The 21,854-nt window shown below is 38.4% G+C and carries 26 protein-coding genes; 1 reads left to right on the top strand and 25 read right to left on the bottom strand.

Annotated features, from left to right (window positions below; translation table 11 throughout):
• Window positions 1-106: 106 nt before the first annotated feature.
• Entirely contained in the window at window positions 107-943 is an 837-nt protein-coding gene (locus tag MTT29_RS09110) for a hypothetical protein (RefSeq protein ID WP_429800406.1), read from the top strand.
• Window positions 944-1,025: 82 nt separating this feature from the next.
• On the opposite strand, the gene MTT29_RS09105 is transcribed toward MTT29_RS09110, so the two are convergent.
• The 25 genes from MTT29_RS09105 to fmt all read right to left on the bottom strand — a co-directional run bounded on the left by MTT29_RS09105 (window position 1,026) and on the right by fmt (window position 21,849).
• Entirely contained in the window at window positions 1,026-1,814 is a 789-nt protein-coding gene (locus tag MTT29_RS09105; protein WP_429800405.1) for a cell surface protein, read from the bottom strand.
• Window positions 1,815-1,827: 13 nt separating this feature from the next.
• Window positions 1,828-3,009: a Cj0814 family flagellar-dependent secreted protein gene (locus MTT29_RS09100; protein WP_429800404.1), complete on the bottom strand. Its 1,182-nt coding sequence runs from the start codon at window positions 3,007-3,009 to the stop codon at window positions 1,828-1,830.
• A 117-nt stretch (window positions 3,010-3,126) separates the two neighbouring features.
• Window positions 3,127-4,230 (bottom strand): Cj0814 family flagellar-dependent secreted protein, encoded by a 1,104-nt coding sequence (locus MTT29_RS09095; RefSeq protein WP_429800403.1) that lies wholly within the window; start codon window positions 4,228-4,230, stop codon window positions 3,127-3,129.
• 137 nt (window positions 4,231-4,367) lie between these two features.
• Window positions 4,368-5,126, bottom strand: a complete 759-nt coding sequence (locus MTT29_RS09090) for a tRNA 2-thiocytidine biosynthesis TtcA family protein (protein ID WP_429800402.1) — start codon at window positions 5,124-5,126, stop codon at window positions 4,368-4,370.
• Window positions 5,123-5,806 (bottom strand): 5'-methylthioadenosine/adenosylhomocysteine nucleosidase, encoded by a 684-nt coding sequence (locus MTT29_RS09085; protein WP_429800401.1) that lies wholly within the window; start codon window positions 5,804-5,806, stop codon window positions 5,123-5,125. Before MTT29_RS09085 ends, MTT29_RS09090 begins: the two co-directional genes overlap by 4 nt.
• Window positions 5,803-6,732, bottom strand: coding sequence for an ACP S-malonyltransferase (fabD, locus tag MTT29_RS09080; protein WP_429800400.1), 930 nt, complete (start codon window positions 6,730-6,732; stop codon window positions 5,803-5,805). Before fabD ends, MTT29_RS09085 begins: the two co-directional genes overlap by 4 nt.
• Before the next feature lie 9 nt (window positions 6,733-6,741).
• The gene (locus tag MTT29_RS09075) at window positions 6,742-7,326 is read right to left on the bottom strand and encodes an FKBP-type peptidyl-prolyl cis-trans isomerase (RefSeq protein WP_223154902.1); all 585 of its coding nucleotides are present in this window, start codon (window positions 7,324-7,326) and stop codon (window positions 6,742-6,744) included.
• A 55-nt stretch (window positions 7,327-7,381) separates the two neighbouring features.
• Window positions 7,382-8,224, bottom strand: a complete 843-nt coding sequence (locus MTT29_RS09070) for a tetratricopeptide repeat protein (protein ID WP_002939416.1) — start codon at window positions 8,222-8,224, stop codon at window positions 7,382-7,384.
• Window positions 8,225-8,237: 13 nt separating this feature from the next.
• On the bottom strand, window positions 8,238-8,744 hold the full coding sequence (locus MTT29_RS09065; RefSeq protein WP_002939415.1) for an OmpA family protein: 507 nt from the start codon (window positions 8,742-8,744) through the stop codon (window positions 8,238-8,240).
• Window positions 8,745-8,808: 64 nt separating this feature from the next.
• Complete coding sequence (gene tolB / locus MTT29_RS09060) at window positions 8,809-10,065, bottom strand: Tol-Pal system protein TolB (protein WP_429800399.1); 1,257 nt, start codon at window positions 10,063-10,065, stop codon at window positions 8,809-8,811.
• 24 nt (window positions 10,066-10,089) lie between these two features.
• Window positions 10,090-11,037: a TonB C-terminal domain-containing protein gene (locus tag MTT29_RS09055; protein WP_429800398.1), complete on the bottom strand. Its 948-nt coding sequence runs from the start codon at window positions 11,035-11,037 to the stop codon at window positions 10,090-10,092.
• Window position 11,038: 1 nt separating this feature from the next.
• On the bottom strand, window positions 11,039-11,437 hold the full coding sequence (locus MTT29_RS09050) for a biopolymer transporter ExbD (protein WP_002939405.1): 399 nt from the start codon (window positions 11,435-11,437) through the stop codon (window positions 11,039-11,041).
• Window positions 11,438-12,022 carry a MotA/TolQ/ExbB proton channel family protein gene (locus MTT29_RS09045; RefSeq protein ID WP_009294341.1) on the bottom strand — a complete coding sequence of 195 codons (585 nt, stop codon included), beginning with the start codon at window positions 12,020-12,022 and terminating at the stop codon, window positions 11,438-11,440.
• The gene (atpC, locus tag MTT29_RS09040) at window positions 12,023-12,412 is read right to left on the bottom strand and encodes an ATP synthase F1 subunit epsilon (RefSeq protein ID WP_429800397.1); all 390 of its coding nucleotides are present in this window, start codon (window positions 12,410-12,412) and stop codon (window positions 12,023-12,025) included.
• A gap of 18 nt (window positions 12,413-12,430) precedes the next feature.
• Window positions 12,431-13,828, bottom strand: a complete 1,398-nt coding sequence (gene atpD / locus MTT29_RS09035) for a F0F1 ATP synthase subunit beta (RefSeq protein WP_002939420.1) — start codon at window positions 13,826-13,828, stop codon at window positions 12,431-12,433.
• An 11-nt stretch (window positions 13,829-13,839) separates the two neighbouring features.
• Window positions 13,840-14,727, bottom strand: a complete 888-nt coding sequence (gene atpG / locus MTT29_RS09030; RefSeq protein WP_103567600.1) for an ATP synthase F1 subunit gamma — start codon at window positions 14,725-14,727, stop codon at window positions 13,840-13,842.
• Between the two features lie 9 nt (window positions 14,728-14,736).
• Window positions 14,737-16,254, bottom strand: coding sequence for a F0F1 ATP synthase subunit alpha (gene atpA / locus MTT29_RS09025; RefSeq protein WP_009294343.1), 1,518 nt, complete (start codon window positions 16,252-16,254; stop codon window positions 14,737-14,739).
• 14 nt (window positions 16,255-16,268) lie between these two features.
• Complete coding sequence (locus MTT29_RS09020) at window positions 16,269-16,799, bottom strand: F0F1 ATP synthase subunit delta (RefSeq protein ID WP_429800396.1); 531 nt, start codon at window positions 16,797-16,799, stop codon at window positions 16,269-16,271.
• On the bottom strand, window positions 16,799-17,311 hold the full coding sequence (locus tag MTT29_RS09015; protein WP_012001332.1) for a F0F1 ATP synthase subunit B: 513 nt from the start codon (window positions 17,309-17,311) through the stop codon (window positions 16,799-16,801). Before MTT29_RS09015 ends, MTT29_RS09020 begins: the two co-directional genes overlap by 1 nt.
• Before the next feature lie 9 nt (window positions 17,312-17,320).
• Complete coding sequence (locus tag MTT29_RS09010; protein WP_429800395.1) at window positions 17,321-17,743, bottom strand: FoF1 ATP synthase subunit B'; 423 nt, start codon at window positions 17,741-17,743, stop codon at window positions 17,321-17,323.
• 95 nt (window positions 17,744-17,838) lie between these two features.
• The gene (locus MTT29_RS09005) at window positions 17,839-18,699 is read right to left on the bottom strand and encodes a ParB/RepB/Spo0J family partition protein (RefSeq protein ID WP_009294347.1); all 861 of its coding nucleotides are present in this window, start codon (window positions 18,697-18,699) and stop codon (window positions 17,839-17,841) included.
• Between the two features lie 15 nt (window positions 18,700-18,714).
• The gene (locus MTT29_RS09000) at window positions 18,715-19,497 is read right to left on the bottom strand and encodes a ParA family protein (RefSeq protein ID WP_087582696.1); all 783 of its coding nucleotides are present in this window, start codon (window positions 19,495-19,497) and stop codon (window positions 18,715-18,717) included.
• A complete protein-coding gene (locus MTT29_RS08995) occupies window positions 19,494-20,129 on the bottom strand; it encodes a biotin--[acetyl-CoA-carboxylase] ligase (protein ID WP_429800394.1) in 636 nt (211 codons plus the stop codon). The genes MTT29_RS09000 and MTT29_RS08995 overlap by 4 nt, the downstream gene beginning before the upstream one ends.
• Window position 20,130: 1 nt before the next feature.
• The gene (gene thiD / locus MTT29_RS08990; protein ID WP_429800393.1) at window positions 20,131-20,919 is read right to left on the bottom strand and encodes a bifunctional hydroxymethylpyrimidine kinase/phosphomethylpyrimidine kinase; all 789 of its coding nucleotides are present in this window, start codon (window positions 20,917-20,919) and stop codon (window positions 20,131-20,133) included.
• Between the two features lie 24 nt (window positions 20,920-20,943).
• Window positions 20,944-21,849 (bottom strand): methionyl-tRNA formyltransferase, encoded by a 906-nt coding sequence (fmt, locus tag MTT29_RS08985; protein ID WP_429800392.1) that lies wholly within the window; start codon window positions 21,847-21,849, stop codon window positions 20,944-20,946.
• Between the last annotated feature and the right edge of the window lie 5 nt (window positions 21,850-21,854).

The following is a 21,854-nucleotide window of genomic DNA, read 5'->3' as shown; positions in this document are numbered from 1 at the left end:
ATATATAAACTAAATTGTTGAAAGGTCGATTTACAAACTAAGAAATTTTCACTCAAACAAATTTTGAAAAATAGTTGAGTAGTTTAAACTTACTAAGGATAGTAAAATGCAAATTTCTAGCTCACCATATCCTTATCTGTCTAGAGAGCATATAGCTAGTGAGATGGGCTTTAAATTTAACGATATAAACGAGATCCTTGATAACAATATGGGATATGGTATGAGCTTTCCTAAATATGCAAGGCTAGATAGAAAAGCTCAAGCCGAGGCTTATGATAGACATATATATCCGCTATCTGGCTTTACAAAAGGCAATGAAGCAAAAGTCACTATCATAGGAAAGCTTAGAGGCTATGATCCTGATTTTACAAGCGAGCAGCTATCAGATCTTAAAAATTTCATAAATGAAAGCAAAGGTTTATTTGTAGAATACATACAAGGTCAGCAAGCAAAACCAGACAATGATAAGCCAAAAATTTTAAGAGATACCGCCTATACTGTAAATGAATTTTTAAATGAGTATCGTGGCAATCGCCAACTGCTATTTATGCAAAACTCAAGGACTGTTGATCTGCTTGATAGCGATATGAGTGTTGATGAGTTTAAAGAGGAGTGGGCTAAATATGCACTAAAAGAGCGGTTTAATATAACTTTATCTGGCGAAGATGCTAAAAATGCTGTCAATATACTAAAAGAGATAAATGAAAAAGGTCTTCAGGATATAGAGAGCGTTGAAGAAGAAAAAGACGACACCAAAGAGAAAAAATTTACTCCTATCCAAGCTGAAAGCAAAAACACTGAAACTTATGACATTACTAAGGATGAGAAATTTTCATATTTACTTAAGCTTCAAAAACTTGAGAGAGAACGTGGGATAGACGTGCTTCGTATCATGCAAAAACTTGAAGAAAATGGTAAAAAGGTTGTCGATAAAAAGGTTTAACTTTATCTTTAGTATCTAGCGCAAGCCACTGCTATGTTATCTTGTAACAAGTTAGATGGTGATCCTCGTTCTGCTTTACCTATCAAGCCATCTTATTTAAAATTTGCTTCTTGTCTATCTTTTGCATAAGCTCTAAGACGTCTATGCCTCTTTTTTCTTTGAAATTTAAAAGCTCTCTTGCATAGAGAAATTTTTGATCCTTATTTATATCATAAGTCTCATACTTCTTCTTAACCTGCATAGGCTTAAATTTCTTCTCACTTTGCTCTTTGGCAAAATTTGCATTGTACTCTTGTTCTTCTTTGTGTAGTTTAGCTAGAAATTCTTTATGCTCTTTTGTAGTTTTTTCTACGTCTTCTCTATAAAGCTTCTTAAACTCTTCTATGCTTAGATCAGCTCTAGCAAACAATCTAGCACCATCATTACTCATCATTGTATCTTCAGGAAACGAGTTCATAAAATCTTCTAGCTCAGCCTCTTCTTCTTTTGTGCCGATACCAACCATTAGCCCAGATATTGTTGGCTTGCCATCTACTGAGTTAGAAAGCAACCAGTCCATGTGTCCTTGTAAGACACTAATCTCAAGCTCTTCCATGTTTTCTGGATATTTTGCTATCAGCGCACGTCTTTGCTCGATAGTAAAGTCATATTTCTTAGAAAGTATAGTATCTATCTTGTTTATAGCATCCGTTATCCAGCCCTCTTTACTTTCATCTATATCAATAAATTTTGGCAATACTTCTACAAGTGGTTTGTGCATTAGTTTATCTATTAGAGCCTTTTCTTGCTCCTTTGACATTTTTGCATTTTCTTTTTGGATAGTGTTATCTTGTATTGGTGTATTGCTAAGTCCGTTTATGCTAGTTATCATTTTAAACTCCCCTTTACGCCTTTATATCAATGTCTCTTTTTATACCAAGCATATCTATTAGGTATTTTCCAGCTTGGTTTTCATTTAGCTCTTTTACTAAATTTAAAGGTGGCATGCTAAATTTCAAAAAGCTATCCATAAAGTCTTTGCTCTTTTTGCCGTCTTTGTCTATCTCACCAAAGAGTAGCTTTAGCATTTTTAGATTATGCTCCATCATCTTTTTAAATGAGAGTTCGTCTTCTTCATATCCCCTACGTCTATCTTCAGGAGTGCTCACAAAGCCACTTTGTAAGTCGATATAGATAAAGTCTCTTTTAGATCTAATGTGATCTTGCATATATTTAGGCATACCTGCTATATCGTTATCGGTAGCATTTATAAAGCCAGGTCCAAATTTCATCTCGCCCATAAGTTCAAACAGCTCAAATGCCCTATTAAATTCCTTGCTATCTACGCTCTTATCATAGCCTTCTCTCTTGCCTCTTGCGGTTGTCTCGCCCTCTCTTACATCAAGGTTGTTGTTTATGACAGCTGCTATAAGTCCGCCTTTGGTTATAGAGCCGTCTTTATTTGTGTATTTCTCTCCATGCGGATCCATAAATACACCACTTCCCACACTCTCCTTGCCGCCATTGTTGTTATTAAAGATATCTGTTGTTGGCTTTAGTGGCTGCCTGCCGTCTCCACCATCAAAGCTTGGGTTGAAAAAAAGCGTGCTTATCATCTGCTTATTTGACTCTTTGCCGTTAAAATCAGCCGCAGCCGAGCCAAATTCATGAATGGAGTTATGGATCTTGGTTACTTGCATACTTTGGCGGTTATAAGAAAAGCCTTGAGGGAAATTTCTTATCTCATCTAAGCTAAAGCTATCTTTTGAATTTAGTGTGTCTTCGCCAACTACTTGGGAGAGGATTTTGTAGGCATTATTTACGGTTTTTAGTATATCGATGCTGTCAAAAGCCCTTTGCATATAGTCAGACTGCGTCTCTATCCTTACTAACGACTCCAGCGTGCTTGAGTGAATTTTATATCCGCTTGGTATGCCAGCTTGCTTGTTAAACTCATCTGTAAAGTAGCCATCTTTATCTACCTTGTAGCCTAAAACCTCTGAGCTGGTTTGGTTGGTAGAAACTTTGGTTGATACCTTTATATTCTGCTCTAAATTCAAGGGGTAGCTACCAAGTGTGTTTATCATATTAGATCCTTTTAGCTTTAACTCACACCAAAGATATCGTCTTTTTTATGAAAAGATTTACCTAGTAAATTTAGCTACTTTAGCTAGAGCAAATGCCGATCTTAAGAGATGCCTAAACTACTTTTGTCTGCCTAAAGCATAAATTTGATTTAGCTCGTTAAAAGCTAAATTTATATTATCCTCGCTTGGCTTTACGGTGCTATTTTTTAGTAGCTCAAGCACTAAATTTTTAAAATTTTCTCTATCTTCTGCTAGCTTTTTAAGGCTAGCCACATCGCTCAAGCTTTTGCTTCTATGATCTTTGGTCTGGGCAGCGATGAAAGCGTTATTTAGCAAGACCTCAGGCTTTAGCGCAGTCTCCCCACCCTCTAGGATCGCAGGGTTTTCTGACTTTAAAAAGCTAATAAACAAAGCCTCTTTTTTGTAACCAGACTCCGTTTTATAGTAAGAGAGGTCTGGGTTAAAGCCACCAGTGTTTTCTTGCTCTAAATTTGCAAAATTTAGCTTTTTAAGGTTTGTTTTTATGCCTAGTTTTGATAGATCTTCGCTTAAATTTGATGCGAGCTTCATTTCATCTTCGCTACTAAAGATGTTTGTCACGACCTCGTTTTTGCGACTATTTAAAAAATCAATATTTGATCTATCGCTCAAATCTGCGTTAAAATCGATACCTTTCATCCCTTGCGAGATGTAGCCTTTTGGCAGATTTGCTAAGTCGCTCTTTGTAAAACTATCTTTATTTAAACTCTTACCCATTATCTGAGAAAAGATAGCGTAATACTGACCTATCGTGTCTGCAATGTCGATATTTTCAAAGACATCATTGTCAAAAAGCTTGCCGCTTGCGTTGCTATAAAGGACGCTATTTATATTATTTTGCTTTGTTGCGAAGTTTAGAAATTCTTTTATAGTGCTTTTGTGAAGCTTAAAGTCCTGTGGCAAGCCGGCTGCTTTATTAAAGCTAGCGTCCATAAAGCCAGCCTTATCGCTTTGATAGCCAAGCTCGTTTTTGTCTTTAAATTTCACGCTATAAATGCTTTGTTGTGTATCTTTTGTAAGCTCAAGTCTTTGTAAATTTTGTGCAATGTCTTTTGTTTTTTCATTATTTGCAAGAGCGTTTTGAAATTTGACATTTTCAGACTGCTCTTTTTGAAGTTTTCTAGCTTTTGCTTCAGTTGCTACTGAGCTATACTTTTGCGTGCTAACACTAAAAATGCTCATTTACGATCCTTGCTTATCAAATTTATATTTAGTAAGCAAGGAGTGTTCCTACTTCAAAATGAGTTTTTACTTTTTGGATGTGTTGTAATAAATTTGGTTGTAAATTTAGCTTTAAGGGCAGAAACGAAGAGTTAAATTTACTCTTCACTGCCTTCATTGATGCCAAAAAATGTATCTGTGTGGATATTTTCAAATGCTGCTTTAAGCGAAGTAAAGAGCTTTGGATTTTCTTTTTCTAAATTTGCCAAAAGCTGCTTGGTCTCATATCTCGCATGTGGCATCTTCACGTCAAATCTCATCGCAGGACACGCCTCATCGCCGACCACTCTTAGCTCATTTTTGATCGCATTTTCGCGAAGCTGTCTCTCACGCACAAAGATAAATGGTCTGATCACGACGATGCCATTTTTGGCTCTGTATTTTGGAGCAAGCGTCCTTAGCGCACCATTATAAGTAAAATTCATAAAAAAGCTCTCGGCTGCGTCGTCCAAGTGATGAGCGATCGCAAGCTTGTTAAAGCCATGGTGCAACGCATAGGTGTAGAGATAGCCTCTTCTCATGCGCGAGAAAAAGCTGCAAAAGCTAGAATTTTTGCGGATCTTTTCCTTTGATATCTCAAATATCGAGCTATCTATCACCTCGTGCTCTATGCCATGCTCGTTGCAGTGCTCGGTCAAATATGCGTAGTCCTCGCCCATGCCGTAGCTTAGCGTCACCGCCTTAAACTCAAATTTCTCAGGTGTGACGTTTTGGATGTGCTTTAGCACGTGAGCGAGCGCGAGGCTATCTTTGCCGCCACTAAGACCGAGCAAGATCTTATCTCCACCCTCTATCATCTTGTATCTAGCGTTTGTCTGACCAACCTGCCTTAGTAGCCTTTTGCTAAGCTCTATCATAAGCTCTCCACCATTTCTAGGATAAATTTAGCGCTCACGTTTGCTGAGTCTTGCAAGAATTTATCAAAGTCAAATTCCGCCTCTTCGCCAGCTCCGTCGCTGATGGCTCTAAGTATAAAAAACGGCACGCCAAGCGTCTCGCAAACTAACGCAACGCTCGCACCCTCCATCTCGGTAGCACTCGCGTTAAATATCTTTTTGATCCACTCTTTTTTCTCGTTGTCGCAGATGAACTGATCGCCAGTTGCGATGATACCTGAATTTAGGCTCATGCCCTTTTTGCTAGCGACATTTTTAGCTAGCTCATTTAGACCCTCATCGCTTTTTACAAATATGCTAGTCCCCGGCACAAAGCCGTATGGATGACCAAACGCCGTGATGTCAAGATCGTGCTGCACAAGGCTAGTGGCATATAGCATATCGCCTATCTTTAAGCTCTCATCAAGCGAGCCAGCAACTCCTGTAAAAAGCAGCTTTGAAGCCTTAAATCTCTCTATCATCAAGGTCGCAGTGATCGCCGCATTTACCTTACCGATCTTCGAGTAGGCGATGACTAGGTCTTTGCCTTTGTAGTTTGCCTCATAAAATTTATTATTTGCATATTCGGTAGTTTTATACTCGCCAACCATCTCAAGGATCGGCGTTATCTCCTCTTGCATCGCTCCAAGTATCGCTATCATCTCTCCTCCAAAATCTTCACAACCTCTTCAAGGCTCGCCATGTCAGTAACGCTGTATGTCGGTTTTTCTGTGATCTTTTTGTTTATGCCTTTTAGTGTCGCAGCACCTAGCTCGATAAAGCAATCAACCTCGTTTTCGTAGTTTTTGATGCTTTGCTTGTAGCGAACTGGATGCGTTAGCTGCTCTTTTAAAAGAACTAACGCTTCATTTTTATCAGTGTAAATTTTTGCATTTACGTTTGAAACGACTGGGGCAAAATTCGCAGCCACAACGCCCTCAAGCTCGTTTGCTAGTTTAACACTAGCTGGCTCTAGTATCTGGCAGTGGCTAGCTACTGACATATTTAAAAGCATCGCTCTTTTTGCGCCTGCTTCTTTAAATTTTGCCTCGTATTTTGCAAGGTCAGACCTCACGCCAGCTACTACTATCTGACCGTCGCAGTTGTAGTTTGCAGCGTAAATTTGCAAGCCCTCATTCTGTGCATTTTTGCAAATCTCCTCAACGACTTCATCGCTAAGTCCAAGCACCACCATCATGCCAGCATCTTTGCCAACGCAGGCTTCTTGCATAAATTTACCACGCAAATTTACAAGCCTAATCGCTTCAACAAAGCTAAATGCACCACTAACGGCAAGAGCTGTAAATTCTCCGAGTGAATGGCCTAAGCTAAATTCTGGCTTGGCTTTTATGAAATTTGAAAATGCCAGGTAGCTCATAAGCGAGTTTAAAACGATAGCTGGCTGAGTAAATTCGGTCTTATCTAGCTTATCATTTTGCGTAAATAAAAGCTCTTCAAAATCGATGCCTATGTCGTTGCAAGCGTCATTTAATAGAAGTTTTGCCGAAGAGTAATTTTCGTAAAAATCTTTCCCCATGCCAACACTTTGCGAGCCTTGACCCGCAAAAATAAAAGCAAATTTTTTCATTTTGGCTTCTTAGTGGTGATGATGTCCGTGACCGCCACAACCGCAACCACCTTCGCCATGTCCGTGACCGCCACAACACTCATGCTCGTGATCATGATCATGTCCGCCACAACCGCAAGTGTGAGCACCTGCTACCATGCCAGTTGCTTTTTCATCTTCAGTCGCGTCTCTAACTTCTAAAATTTCAACATTAAATAGCAAGTCTTTGCCAGCGTATGGGTGGTTAAAATCAACTGTCACTTCGTCATCTTTGATCTCTTTAACGATAACACGAACACTTGAGCCATCTTCATTTTGACCAAAAAGCTCCATGCCTTCATGTAGGTCTATACCGGCAAATTGCTCTTTTGGAAGTGATTGGATGGCGTCTTTATTGTATTCGCCACAACCCTCAGCTGCTTTGATATTTATAGTAGCTTTGTCGCCTGATTTTAGTTTGCTAACTTCTTCTTCAAGCTTTTCTATAATGTGACCATGTCCTGTAATAAAAGAAATTTGACCACCTTCTTGCATATTTGACTCTAAAATTTCGCCAGTATTAGCGTCTTTTAGCTCATAAAACATAGTTATAACTTGATCTTTACTCACAATAATCTCCTTGGAATTTAGTTTTGATTAATGCGAGATTATATCTAAAAAAGAGTAAATTTTAGTTTCTGTTGGGAGCAGCTTTGGCTTCTTTGCTATCTGGATAGCCTACTTTTAAAGCCTTATAAAATCTATTTGCACTTTGAGTATCACCGATCTTATCGAAGCTTATAGCTGTGTGATACAAAAGTTTTGGAGTGTAGTCAGCCTTATCTTCACTTTGTATACTTTTTTTATAGTATTGTATGGCTGTGCTGTATGATTTTTGACTATAAGCAACTTCGCCTAGATAATAATTTGAAGCACCAGTTTTATAGCCTTTTTTATTTAAGTATTCAAAATATTCAGCTGCTTCTGTGCTATTACCAGAATTTAAAAGCTTAATGCCATCAGCTAAAATGTCCTTGTCGCTTTTGCCACTGAAATTTGAAGTTGGCTTATTTTGTTGTTTTGGATTTGCATTTTGCTTTGGTTGAGCAGCGTTTTTATCCATTATCGCACCTAATTTATTTAAGGCAGCAGTAATATTTTTATAGTTTTTATCTTGTATATCTCTAGTCTCATCAACATAAGCTTTTAATGATGTTAAACTTACACCAGAATCGCTTATACCGCCATTGACTTTGGTTTCGATATCGTTCATTCTTTGCTCAAGCTTGTTCATTCTAGCACTCATGCTCTCGATCAAGCTTTGCAAACCTTGAAGTTGTTCTGAAACATTATCCATGTTTTCTTCAATATTTTGAACGCTTCTTTTGTTGCTTAGAGTTGCCTTTTCATCATCTGTTAGTCCGTATGGATTTGCGCTATCCATATTACCTGCGTCAAATGCTGAAACTTCTTGAGCTGAACCTATAGAGAAAGCGGCTCCAAGAAGAGCCGCAATGATTATTTTTTTATTCATTATTACTTACAGATTAAGGAAGTACTTTGAAATCTGCACGTCTGTTTTGAGCGTCGCAAGCTTTTGTTTTGTCTGTACAAACTGGGTTGCTTTCGCCAAAGCTTACTACAGCGATTCTATCAGCGCTAACGCCATTTCTTACAAGAGCGTCTTTAGCACTTTTAGCACGTTTTAGACCAAGAGCATAGTTATACTCATCTGTACCCCACTCGTCGCAGTTACCTTCTACTTTTATAGAAAGAGCTTGAGCGTCAGCTTGGTTGAATACTGATGCATTTGAGCTAACAACACCTTGTTGATCAGCTTTGATATTAAATTTATCAAAGTCAAAGTATACACTTTTAACTTGGCTCTCGATGTTAGCGATAAGAGCTGCTAATCTATCAGCATCACTCATGCTACCTGAGTTATCTGCAGATTGATTTGAATTTGCATTCATATCAACTTCAGGGTTTTTAGAGCTACAACCGCTCAACAATAAAGTTGCAACTGCAACACTTGCTAGAACTACTTTTTTCATTCCTTATCCTTTTTGAAAAATTTGGTCGAATTATAACATATTTTTTTTAAATATTATCAGAATATTACCAATCAATAGATTGAATTTTACCTACTTTTAGTGGAAATTGGAAACTTCTGTTCTCATTTAATCTAACAACGCCAAGCGAGCTTTGACCGCCAAGTTCTTTGATAAATACGACACTTTGACCATCACTTGAAAATCTTGGATAGTTATTTTTACCATTTGCTGTAAGCTGACGGATAAAATCTGTTTGAGTTGAGATCAGATAGATATTAAAACCACCACTAGCCTCTCTACTTGAATAAACTACATAGTTTTCAAAAGTGCTTACTGAGTTGTTGTTTTTACCATGAAATACCATTTGCTCAACACTTCCGCCTGAAGTTGCAGGTGTTGCGAAGATGTTTGGATATCCAAGTCTATCTGAGACAAAAACTATTCTGCTGTCATTATCTACAAAATTTCCATTTACGTCAATGCCTGGATAGTTTGTTATCTGAGTTAAATTCTTACTACCTGTGTTGTAGATAAAAATATCTGGCTGATCTTTTGGCGCCATAGTTAATAAAATTTTGCTTCCATCTTTGCTAACGTCTGAAGCTATAAGCATACCAACGCTGTCGATTATCTTCGTTTTTGTGCCTGAATTTAGGTCATATCTAAACAAAGTTGGTTTGTTATTCACATAAGATGTATAGTAAAATTTACTTTGATCAGCTCCTGCCCATTTAGGGAAGATGTTTAGACCACCGCTTACGATTGTCTTTTGATATGTAAGCGTGTAATCAGCCACTATAATAGAGCTTTGGCGAGCCGAAGTGTATTTTGCTAGGATGATAAATTTCTCCATCCAGCCAACTGGTGGTAAATTTAGCTCATTTGTTAGCTCAACTATACTTTTGTGTGCCAAAAACGGATACTTTGCACCATCAGGCATGTTATAAACTCTCTCATACCTTGTAGTTGCAGTCTTTGCGTCGATGAGTTTTACTCTTAAAGTAAGAGGTGAGCCCATAGAGCCTTCAAGAGCATATCTAAAGATAAGCTCAACACCTTTGTCACTCATTGTATTTGTAGCTGCTGTTCCCTCGTAGGTTGAAGGCACGTGATCTTCGATAACCTCAAAGTCTGAGCTAACTTTCAAGTCACCTAGCATGATCTTAAAGAATTTATCTTTAAAGCCTGCATCACTAACAGCTGTAGTTGCATCTTGCAAAGCTATCTTTGGCAAAGCAACACCTTGGTTTATAACAGATATCGTCGCATCAGCAGCATAAAGCCCTAGAGCAACGCACAAAAAAAGAAGAATTTTCTTCATCTCTACTCCGTAAATTTATAAATTTTAGTTTATTTTATCTTCTAAATTTAAATTAAAAGTAGTACTTTTGTCTGGATTAAATGGAAATTTCTCTGCAGTAAGCTTTTCCAGGCACTCTCTAACCTTTGCATTAAACTCTTCATTATATGATAGCTCTAAAATTTCATAGCTAAAATTTCCACTTTGATCTATCATGACTTTTACTTTGGCAAGGTTTGCAGAGTCAGCTTTATAGCTTTGCCATCTTCTTTGAATTTGCTTTGTTATGGCTCCCATCAACGGATCATAAGTGCCTGTCATTTGTGACTTTGGAGCTGTTGGATTTTGATCTATCTTTAGGCTCTTGATGATGTCGCTAGCCTCTTTTGCAGCTTTTGAGCTAGAAGCCTCGCTTTTTTTGCGGCTTTGTACTTTATTCTCAGCCTTTTTTATACCATCATCTTTTTTAAGCTTAGTCGAGTCTATATCACTAAAGAGATCTTTTATATTTGGCTCTTTTGGTTTTGGCTTTTCAACTGGCTTTGGCGTAGGTTTAGGCTCAGGTTTTGGCTCTGGCTTAACATCCTCTTTAGGCTCTTCACTAGGTTTTGGGATTTCAGACTTTGGTTCTGGTTTCTTAGGCTCAGGTTTTGGCTCTTCTTTTGGAGGAGTTGGCAAGCTTGGGGTTGGTAATGGCTCATCTGGCACAACAGGTTTATTTGTAGTCTCTTGTTTGTCTTCTTCTGACTCTTTTTTAGGTTCTGGTTTTGTCTCTTTTACGACCTCTTTTGCTTGTTTTGGCGCTTTTATGGTTTGATCAACTTCTCTATCAACCATAACTACGTCCATAATAGCATCTTTGTCATCAGTATATTTTTTAGGAGGTTCGCTAAAAAAAGTAAGCTTTATAAACAAAGCAAGCACAATGATAATGTAAATGCAAAACGCTACAAAAAATGAACTAAGCGTTGGAAATTTAACTTTATTAGGCATCTTAACCGTTTGTCTCTAAAGCTACTTTATTAAAACCAGCACCTTTTAAAGTCTTTAATACAAACATAACATCATCGTATTTTAAATTTTTATCAGCCTTTATGTATATAGGCGAGGTTTTGTCATATTTTGCACTCATTAGTGCAATGTTATCTGGAAGTTCTGCAAGGCTCATTGTACTTTGATCTATCCTAACTTGTCCTTGTGCATTTATAGACACTATAAGATCTTTTTGTTTAGACGTAGATGTTTTTGCCTTTGAGCCATCTGGCAATGTTATATCTTCTTGATATGTTATAGTTGGCATTGTAACCATTAAAATAGCCAACAAAACAAGCATGATATCAACAAGAGGCGTTATGTTTAACTCTGGTGTTTCGTCGTCAAATTTAAGAGCCATCTATAACGTCTCGTCATCTTTTTTAAGTGCTATCATAACGTCAGCTTGACGCTCGATAACGCTCATTAGTTCGTAAGCTTTTCTTTTTATAAGCAAGTTAAATGTATATGCTGGGATCGCAACAAAAATTCCGCATCCAGTAGCGACAAGCGCTTCAGAGATAGCTGGGGCTATAACTCCAAGAGATGAGCCTGCACCATTTCCTAGCTGCGAAAATGTTTCCAAGATAGATACGACTGTTCCAAAAAGACCGATAAATGGAGAAGTAGAAGCTATTACGCTAAGCCATGTAAGCCCACTTGTAGCATTTTTTTCGGCAATACTTATGCAAACATTTAGCTTTTCTTTCGAAATTCTACCACTTGCACACTTCTTTAAAGATGAGTCATTTGGTATATTTTTAGCGCCCATAAGTAGTGCTTCAAGCGCATTTTGCTCGCGTTTTTGCCAAGCTCCTATGCCAGCCATTCTTGAAAAGAGAATTGTAAAACTAACTATAAAATATATTGACAACCAAGTTAAAACTATAATTGTAATAAAACTACTTCTTTGAATGTAATTTAAAAATATATCTATTCCGCCCACTTATCTTGCTCTCACTACATTTTCCATTTTTGATATAGTTGCTGCAAAAGCATTTGTATCACTACTCATACTCTCTATCAAATTTCTAGCAGCTTCTAATGAATTTGCAAGCTCGCTTTCACTATTGCCAGAGACATAGACCGCACCGTCAGCTAGTATTACTACTTTGCCTTCATCGATCTTTGCGTAGCCCCAGTTGATAGCAACTACATCATGCTTTTTATGCTTATCTTCTATATCTATAATACCTGCTTTTAAAAGAGATATTAATGAGGCGTGGTTTGGCAAAACACCAAACTCACCCTCGCTACCTGGAAGCACTACACTACTCACGTCATCATTAAATATCTGACCCTGAGGAGTTACGATTTCTAAATGTACTTTATCCATTACGCTTCCTTTTTAAATTTAAGCCTTAAGTTTTTCAGCTTTAGCTAAAGCCTCATCTATATTTCCGACCATATAGAATGCTGCTTCTGGTAGATGATCATATTTACCTTCTAAAATTCCCTTAAAGCCAGCGATATTTTCGTCAAGACTTACATATTTACCAGGGCTGCCAGTAAATACTTCAGCAACGAAGAATGGTTGAGATAAAAATCTCTCTATCTTTCTTGCTCTATCAACTGTTAGCTTATCTTCTTCGCTAAGCTCGTCCATACCAAGGATAGCGATGATATCTTGAAGGTCTTTATATTTTTGAAGCACAGCTTGAACGCCGCGAGCCACTTTGTAGTGATCTGCTCCTAAAATTTGAGGATCGAGCATTCTTGATGTTGAGTCAAGTGGATCAACAGCCGGATATATACCTTTTTCTGCGATCGATCTGTTAAGAACTGTTGTAGCATCAAGGTGAGCAAAAACAGTCGCAGGAGCTGGGTCTGTAAGGTCGTCAGCTGGAACATAAACAGCTTGAACAGATGTGATCGAACCTTTTTTGGTTGATGTGATCCTCTCTTGGAATTTACCCATCTCACTTGCAAGAGTTGGCTGATAACCAACAGCTGATGGGATACGTCCAAGTAGAGCTGACATCTCTGCACCTGATTGAGAGAAACGGAAGATGTTATCGATAAACATCAAAACGTCAAGTCCCATCTCATCACGGAAGTACTCAGCCATTGTAAGACCAGTTAGTGCGATACGGTTTCTTGCTCCTGGTGGTTCGTTCATTTGGCCGTAGCACAAGGCAACTTTATCCAAAACGTTACTTTCTTTCATTTCGTGATAAAGGTCGTTTCCTTCACGAGTTCTCTCACCAACGCCTGCAAATACAGAATAACCGCTGTGTTTAAATGCAACGTTGTGGATAAGCTCCATAATAATAACCGTTTTACCAACACCAGCACCACCAAATAGACCAACTTTACCACCCTTTGCATAAGGAGCTAGAAGATCAACTACCTTGATACCAGTTTCAAAAATTTCACTCTTTGTGCTTTGCTCTTCAAATGGAGGAGGATCGCGGTGGATAGACCAGTGCTTATCAAAATTTATACCCTCGCCCTCGTCGATCAAATCGCCAACTACGTTAAAAATTCTACCCAAAACTTTTTCGCCAACTGGCACACTTATAGGTGCACCAAGCGCTTTCGCCTCTAAGCCACGAGTCAGACCCTCACTCATATCCATAGCGATCGTTCTAACTCTATTATCACCTAGGTGAGCAGCAACTTCTAATATTAGTTTATGTTTCTTGCCCTCAACCTCAAAGAAAACTTCGATAGCTTCATTGATCTTCGGCAAGTAGTCATTAAAGTCAACATCGACCACAGGGCCCATAACTTGACTAATAACACCCTTCATTCATACTCCTTTTATTTCATTGATTCAACACCACTGATAATCTCGATAAGCTCAGTGGTAATAGACTCTTGTCTTGCTTTGTTGTAAGCAAGATTTAACTGTTTTACACGCTCTTTAGCATTGTTTGTTGCATTATCCATAGCTTGCATTCTAGCGCTGTGCTCAGCCGCCAAAGAATCAACCAAAGCATAATACATACTATACTCAAAATATTTATTGAGCAATTCATCCATAATCTTAGTATAGTTGTCTTCTGGTTCAAATTCCATCAAAGAATTTGTCTCAACCGCAACTATCTTAGACGGCTCAATAGGCACAATATCATTTACTCTAATCTCTTGAGAAATCATATTTTTATAGCCATTGTGTATTAGCACTACTTTATCTGTTATGCCGTTTGTAAAGTCATCAATGGCATCTTTTATGATCTTTTGAGCTTTTTCATAAGTAGGAGAAGAGCTAGCTCCGACATAAGTCTCAAGTAGTTCAACGCCTTGGAAATTGAAAAATTCTATACCTTTTTTACCAACAGCTCTTAGTCTAACTTTAATCTTTTTGGCTTTTAGCTCATCGATCATGCGCCTAACTGTCTTTATAGTCTGGACATTAAAGCCACCGCAAAGTCCTTTATCAGCCGTCACAAATATAATATCAACCTTTTCTACACTTTTTGTTGTGTTAAAAAATTTACTCTCAGTCATAACTGAAGCGTATTGATTGATCTTATAAGCTATCTCTGATAAAACCTCATTGATCTTAAGTGCATAAACTCTAGAGTAGCGTGCAGCCTCTTCAGCTTTGCGAAGCTTTGCTGTAGAGACAAGCTTCATCGCACGCGTCGTCTTTTGAGTGTTCTGGACACTCTTGATCTTTCGTTTTATATCTTTTAAATTTGACATATCTTAGCCCTAGTTAGCGGCAAAAGTCGCTTTAAAATCTTTCAACGCTTTATGTAAAATTTCTTCTACTTCTTTATCAAGAACTTTTTTAGTTCTGATCTGCTCAAAAATTTCAGGGTATTTTGCCTCGATATATGGATATAACTCAGCTTCAAATTTTGTTACATTTGCAGTTGCAACATCATCTAAATAGCCCTTTGCACCAGCAAATATAATAACTACTTGATTCTCAACTGGAAGCGGAGAATATGGAGGTTGTTTTAGCACTTCAACCATCTTTTGACCACGCTCTAGTTGTTTTCTTGAGCTCTCGTCAAGGTCACTTGCAAACTGAGCAAAAGCTTGTAGTTCGCGGTACTGTGCAAGGTCTAGTCTTAGCGTACCAGATACTTGTTTGATAGCTTTGATCTGAGCTGCACCACCGACACGAGAAACAGAAAGACCAACGTTGATCGCTGGGCGGATACCTGAGTTAAATAGGTCACTTTCAAGGAAAATTTGACCATCTGTAATAGAAATAACGTTTGTTGGAATATAAGCTGAAACGTCGCCCGCTTGAGTCTCGATAATAGGTAGAGCCGTTAAAGATCCAGCACCTAGCGCGTCATTTAGCTTACTTGCTCTTTCTAGAAGTCTTGAGTGAAGGTAGAAAACGTCACCCGGGTAAGCTTCACGACCTGGTGGTCTTCTTAAGATCAAAGACATCTCACGGTAAGCAACCGCGTGTTTTGACAAGTCATCATAGATGATTAGTGCGTGGCGAGAGTTATCTCTAAAGTATTCACCCATTGTTACGCCAGCGTATGGTGCAAGGTATTGAAGCGCAGCTGCGTCACTAGCACCAGCATTTACAACTATCGTGTAGTCCATAGCGCCATATTCTTCAAGTTTTTTAACTACTTGAGCAACGGTTGATTGTTTTTGACCGATAGCTACATAGATACAAATGACATCTTGACCTTTTTGGTTGATGATAGTATCGATAGCAACTGTTGTTTTACCAGTTTGGCGGTCGCCGATGATTAGCTCTCTTTGGCCTCTACCGATTGGCACAAGTGCGTCGATAGCTTTGATACCTGTTTGAAGTGGCTCATGAACGCTTTTTCTAGCCATGATACCTTTTGCTTTTTCTTCGACAAAACGAGATTCAGTAGCTTCGATTGGACCTTTTGCGTCGATTGGCTCACCGAGTGAATTTACAACACGGCCGATCAATGCGTCACCAACTGGCACACGTAGAAGTTTTTTAAGTCTTTTTACAGAGCTTCCTTCTGTGATACCGCTAGTTTTTCCAAGGATAACTATACCAACACTGCTCTCTTCAAGGTTAAGAGCCATACCCTTTTCGCCGCTTTCAAACTCAACCATCTCACCAGCCATAACGTTTTTCAAACCATAAACGTTAGCAACGCCATCAGCGACTGAGATGACTTTACCGGTCTCTTCTACATCAACACTTAAATCAAAATTTTCAATACGCTCTTTGATTATCGTGCTAATTTCGTCAGCTTTAATTTTTGCACTCACGCTTTCACTCCTTTTTAAATTGCTTTTAATATATATTCACTCATTTGACTTTTTAGTCTGTCGATAGAGAAATTTACCTCGACACCTAAATCGTCTAACTCAACTTTTATACCGTTGTAATCGCTCTTTGAGCCATCAAGCTTGATCTTAGAGTTAAATTTCTTAGAGAAATTCTCTTCCAAAGCTTTTAGCTGCTCAGCGCTTAGATCAAAATTTCCAACAACTTCGCCGCGATATGTATTTTCAAGCAAAGATTGCTCTATCTTTATCTCATCTAGTATCGCAGGTATAAGCTCTAGTCTTTTGTTCGCACCAAGAAGCTTAATAAAATTTGCAAATTTAGCATCTTGATTTTTAACCAAAGATAGTACAAACTCAACCTTTTGTGAAGCCTTTAGTGTTGGCAAACTTATAATACTTTTAAATTTATCGCTAGCAAAAGCAGCAGCTAGCTCTGATAAATTTTCAACAAATGCATTAAGCTCATTGGACTTTACGTCGCTTAAGATCGCCTTTACGTATTTTTTAGCTACTACTTCATTCATTAGCTAACCTTTTTAAGTATGATATTTACAAGCTCTTTTTGATCGACTTTTAGGCTATCACTTGAGAAAATGTCGCTCAAAATTTCATTTACAACGCCTTTTGTCATCTTGCGCTCTTCAAATTCTTTTTGCTCTTTGTAGCCTTTTTCGATATTTGCGATATCGTTTTGAGCCTCTTTTTTAACTTTAGCAGCTAAATTTACAGCCTCTTTTTTCGCAGTTTCGATTAGAGCATTTGCATTTTGCTTAGCCTCTTCTACACGCTTTAAAACGTCATCTTTTTTGGCTTTTGACTCACGAAGCTTCTCTTGGATGCTCTCAAGCTTATTTGCGATCCTATCGATCCTGCTTTGATAAAGAGCTTTTAGTGGCTTAGCAGCAAAATAGACCAAAATAGCAAAGAAAAGTAAGAAGTTTAGCGTTCTCTCGACTATGTCGTAGTTTGTTCCACCATGCTCGCTAGCGTATGCTAGAAATGGAAGTGCTAGAAAAAATAAAATTTTTATCTTCATAAATTTCCTTTAAATTTTAGAGAGCTTAGCGTTTAAAGCTGCTCTAAGCTCAGGTAGTTTAGCTGATAGATCTGCCTTTAGGCTATCTTTTTGAGAGCTTAAAGCGTTTAGGAATTCGTTATAATCAGCATCTAAACTACTTTTTACCGCATTTATCTCTTTTAAAGACTCTTCCTTTGCCAAATTTAAGGCTTCTTGTCTTATTTTGTTAGCCTCAGATCTTGCATTTTGTATGATCTCTTCGATCTCTTTTTCATGAACGCTTAAGTCGCTTGCATTTTTGCTAGTGCTCTCTTCGTCATTTTTTATAGAGGCATTTCTGTCGTCTATAAATTTGAGCATTGGCTTATATAGCAAAGGATTTAAAATGGCGATCAAGACAAAGAAAACGATAGCCGTTAAAAGCATCAATGGCACATCTATTTCTAACATCCACTCTCCTTATTTTGTTATTAAGTTTTATTTAATATTCAAATCAAAGTCTGATTTTACAATAAATTACTAAAAATAAAAATAAATTTGTAATTCTATTTTAGCTTAGCGATAAATTCTTCTACCTGCGAAATATCGCTAAATTCTAATATTAAATTTTTAGATTTTACTTTCGTCTTTATCTTTAAATTTTTAAAAATTTCTTGTAAATTTGATAGTTTTTTGCTCATTTCTTCTGAAATTTGAGGTTTTGGCTCTTTTACTTCTTCTTTATTTTTTATCTTTTTTACTAAAATTTCTGTATCTCTAACACTTAGTTTTTGTCCAATGATCGTATCAACAACCATTCTTTCTTCTTCGCTACTAAGTCCTACGATGACTTTAGCGTGGCCTTGCGTGAGCTTATCTTCTTGCAAAAGTCTTTGCGTATAGTCGCTAAGCAGCAAAAGTCTCATCGTATTTGTTATCTGAGTTCTGCTCTTATGGATGATGTTTGCTAGGCCATCTTGTGTGATCTTATACTCGTTTATGAGCTCTTTATATGACTTTGCAAGTTCGATTGGATTTAAATTTTCACGTTGTATGTTTTCTATAAGCGCAAGCTCTCTTAAATTTTGAGACTTGATATCAGCGATGATCGCCTTTATCTTGCTTGCTCCAAGCATCTTTGTAGCACGGTATCTTCGCTCACCAGCTATTAACATATAGCCGTCATCTTTTTTGATGACGATTATTGGTTGTATGAGACCGTGCCTTTTAATGCTGGCACTTAGCTCTTTTAAGGCCTCTTCGTCAAAATGCGTTCTTGGTTGGTATGGGTTTGGTAAAATTTCATCTATATTTATCTCTTCGACTATCTCAGAGTCGTTTAAATTTGCGATCTCTTTGCTGTAGGCCTGCTCTACATCTTCAAGTATCGCACTAAGTCCGCGCCCTAATCCACCTTTTTTCGCCATTTTTTTCCTTATTTTTTAGTTTAAAATACAATATGCCAAATTTTGATACGCGATCGAGCCTGGTGATTTTATATCATAAAGTATCACCGGCTTGCCAAAACTTGGGCTTTCAGCAAGTTTTACGTTTCTTGGAACGACAACAAATTCATCCTTGCCGTCCTTGCTCTTAAAGAGCTTATTTTCAAAATGCTGCTTTAAATTTGCAATGGTCTCTTTTGAGAGATTGTTTTGCGAGCTAAACATCGTTGGCAAAAAGCCCTTTATATTTAGCTTTGGATTTATCGTTTTTTTGATGATCTTTACAGTGTTTAGGATCTGCGCCAAGCCCTCAAGTGCGTAAAATTCGCACTGGATCGGGATGATCACACTATCGCTTGCACTAAGAGCATTTATCGTGATGCTGCCAAGTGCTGGAGGACTATCGATGATGATAAAATCATAGTCGCCCACAACTTCTGAAATTTTGTTTTTAAGGATTAGTTTATAGTCCTTACTTTGGTCGTTAAATTCTTGCTCGATGCCGACAAGTCCTATGTTTGACGGAGCTAAAAAAAGCGTTGGGATCTCAGTTTTTAGTACGATTTGTGAGAGCTTTTTTCTATCTGTTAAGACGTGATAGATGTTAAACTCGTAGTCGCTTCTGCTAAAACCAAGTCCTGTCGTCGCGTTTGCCTGCGGATCGATATCTATTAATAATACTTTTTTCTCAGCAACTGCCAGTGATGCGGCTAAATTTACGGCCGTTGTGGTCTTGCCAACGCCGCCTTTTTGGTTAGCTATTGTTATTATCTCGCTCATCTTAACGAATATACCTTTTCCCCATTTAATAATATCGCTCCATCCTCGCAAATTTCAGCATCCTGAAGCGAAACAGCTCTATTTGCAATATGCGTAATAAAACTTTTTGACTTGCAAAAGTCTATCCTAAATTTGCTAAAAATTGGCTTCCATAAAATCTTTTTATCAAGCATGCTAACAAAGCCCCAAACTAGCTCTTCTACGCTAGCTTTTATGTCTAAAATGCCCGCATTTTCGGGCGCATTAGCTAAATTTATCCCCATGCCACAAATGTAAATTTCATCCACTTTATTTGTCAAAGTGCCGCCTATTTTACGCTCGTCCACGTAAAAATCATTTGGCCATTTTAGCCAGCACTTTGAGCCAAGTTCGCTCAAAACTTCACGCATCAACATAGAAAAATATATCGAGATCGAGGGCGGAGGTATGTCGCTTGGCAGCTCATCTTCGCTTACACAAAATGACATAAATAAATTTCCGCCAAGCCCCTCCCAGCTGTTGCCACGGCTGCCGACCCCTTTTGTTTGATTGTATGCCACGACCATGTGCGGGGGCTTTATCTCGCCGTTTTTTAGGGCGTCTATCAAAAATTCCTGCGTCGAAGGCAGGCTTTGGATAAACTCAACCTTCAAATCACACCTTAAATTTATAGAAGTGATTTACCGGATTTTGTCCGCCGCCGATGATGACCGCGTTTTTAATAGCATTAAAGATATAATCATGCGCGTTTTTCACGCTTTCTTTTAGACTATGGCCATTTGCTAAATTTGAAGCGATCGCGCTTGATAGCGAGCAGCCTGAGCCGTGAGTAGCAGTTGTTTTTATGCGCTCATCGCTAAAAATTTCATACTCGCTACCATCATAAAATATATCAAGCGACTTGCCGTCAAGCTCGCCACACTTTAGATAAACGCTCTTTGTGCCAAATTTCAAAAGCTCCTTGCAAGCCTCTTTTAGCTCGCTCTCGCCCTTTAGCTCACGCTTTAAAATTTCACGCGCTTCAAAGATATTTGGCGTGATCACGCTAGCAAGCGGGAAAAGCTCCTCCACGATGGCGTCTTTTGCAGCACCTTCTAGCCAGATGTCGCCATTTTTACAGCTCATGACTGGGTCAAGCACGACTGGCGGTAAATTTTTGATCTCTCTTAGCGTTTTTGCGATGCTTTTGATGATCTCAACGCTTGGAACAACGCCTATTTTTATCACATCAACTCTTATATCATCAAATATCGCTCTTATCTGATCCTCGATGAGCTTTGGTTCAACTAACTGCATGCCAAATATGCCCTTTGTATTTTGAGCAGTGACCGCCGTAATCGCTCCCATCGCATATACGCCGTGTGCTATAAAGACCTTTATATCAGCTAAAACTCCGGCTCCGCCGCTTGGATCAACACCTGCTATACTTAGCGCATTTTTCATATTTTCTCCTATTAAATTTGATTATTACTCTATCTTGTCGCCAACACTAAGACGCTTACCATTTATATATGCTTTTGCGTTTGTTGGCTTTTTGCTTGGCTCTTGAAGCTCGTAAATTTTAACTGCACCACCCTTACAAGCTACCACAACGTGATCTTTTTCTACGCTTAAAATTTCTCCGCTTTTGCCACTTTTGTCGCTTAGCTCAAGCGATAAAATTTTTAGTCCGCTTGCTAGATAAAGCCCTGGCCAAGGTGTGAGCGCACGAAATTTATTATAAATTTGCCCAGCCTCTTCGTCAAAGCTAAAAAGCCCGTCGCTCTTGCTTATCTTTTTGCAGTGCGAGGCCTGCGCGTCGTCTTGCTTTTGTGGCTTTAAATTTTCAAAATTTTTAAGCACTTTTACGATTAGCTCACCGCCAAGCTCGCCAAGCTCACTAAAAAGCTCGCTTGACATCTTACTCTCGCAAGGCGTGTAGATGAAGTCTAGCATATCGCCAGTATCAAGGCCAGCGTCCATCAGCATAGCTGTGACGCCAGTTTGCTTCTCGCCTGCTAGGATCGCGCTTTGAATGGGGCTAGCTCCTCTATATTTTGGCAAGATCGAAGCGTGTAAATTTATACAAGTTGCCACGTCAAGCACACTCCTAGGCAAAATTTTGCCATAAGCTGCCACCACGATAAATTTAGGCTCAAATGCCTTTAGCTCGGAAACCACCGCCTCATCTTTTAGTGTATTTGGTGTAAGGACTGGCACGCCTCCTAGCTCATTTTGTGCGTAAATTTTGACCTCGCTTGGGGTTAAAATTTGCTTTCTGCCAACTGGTTTATCAGGCTGGGTAAAGACCGCTTTTATGTTAAAGCCAGCCTCTTTTAGGTGCCTAAGTATCCTAACAGCATAATCAGGCGTCCCCATAAAAACTACATTCATCACTT

It is taken from the genome of Campylobacter concisus (genome assembly GCF_050447485.1).
Lineage (GTDB): Bacteria > Campylobacterota > Campylobacteria > Campylobacterales > Campylobacteraceae > Campylobacter_A > Campylobacter_A concisus_BQ.
Note: the sequence above shows the minus strand (reverse complement) of the source record. Positions and strands in the feature narration are given on the sequence as shown.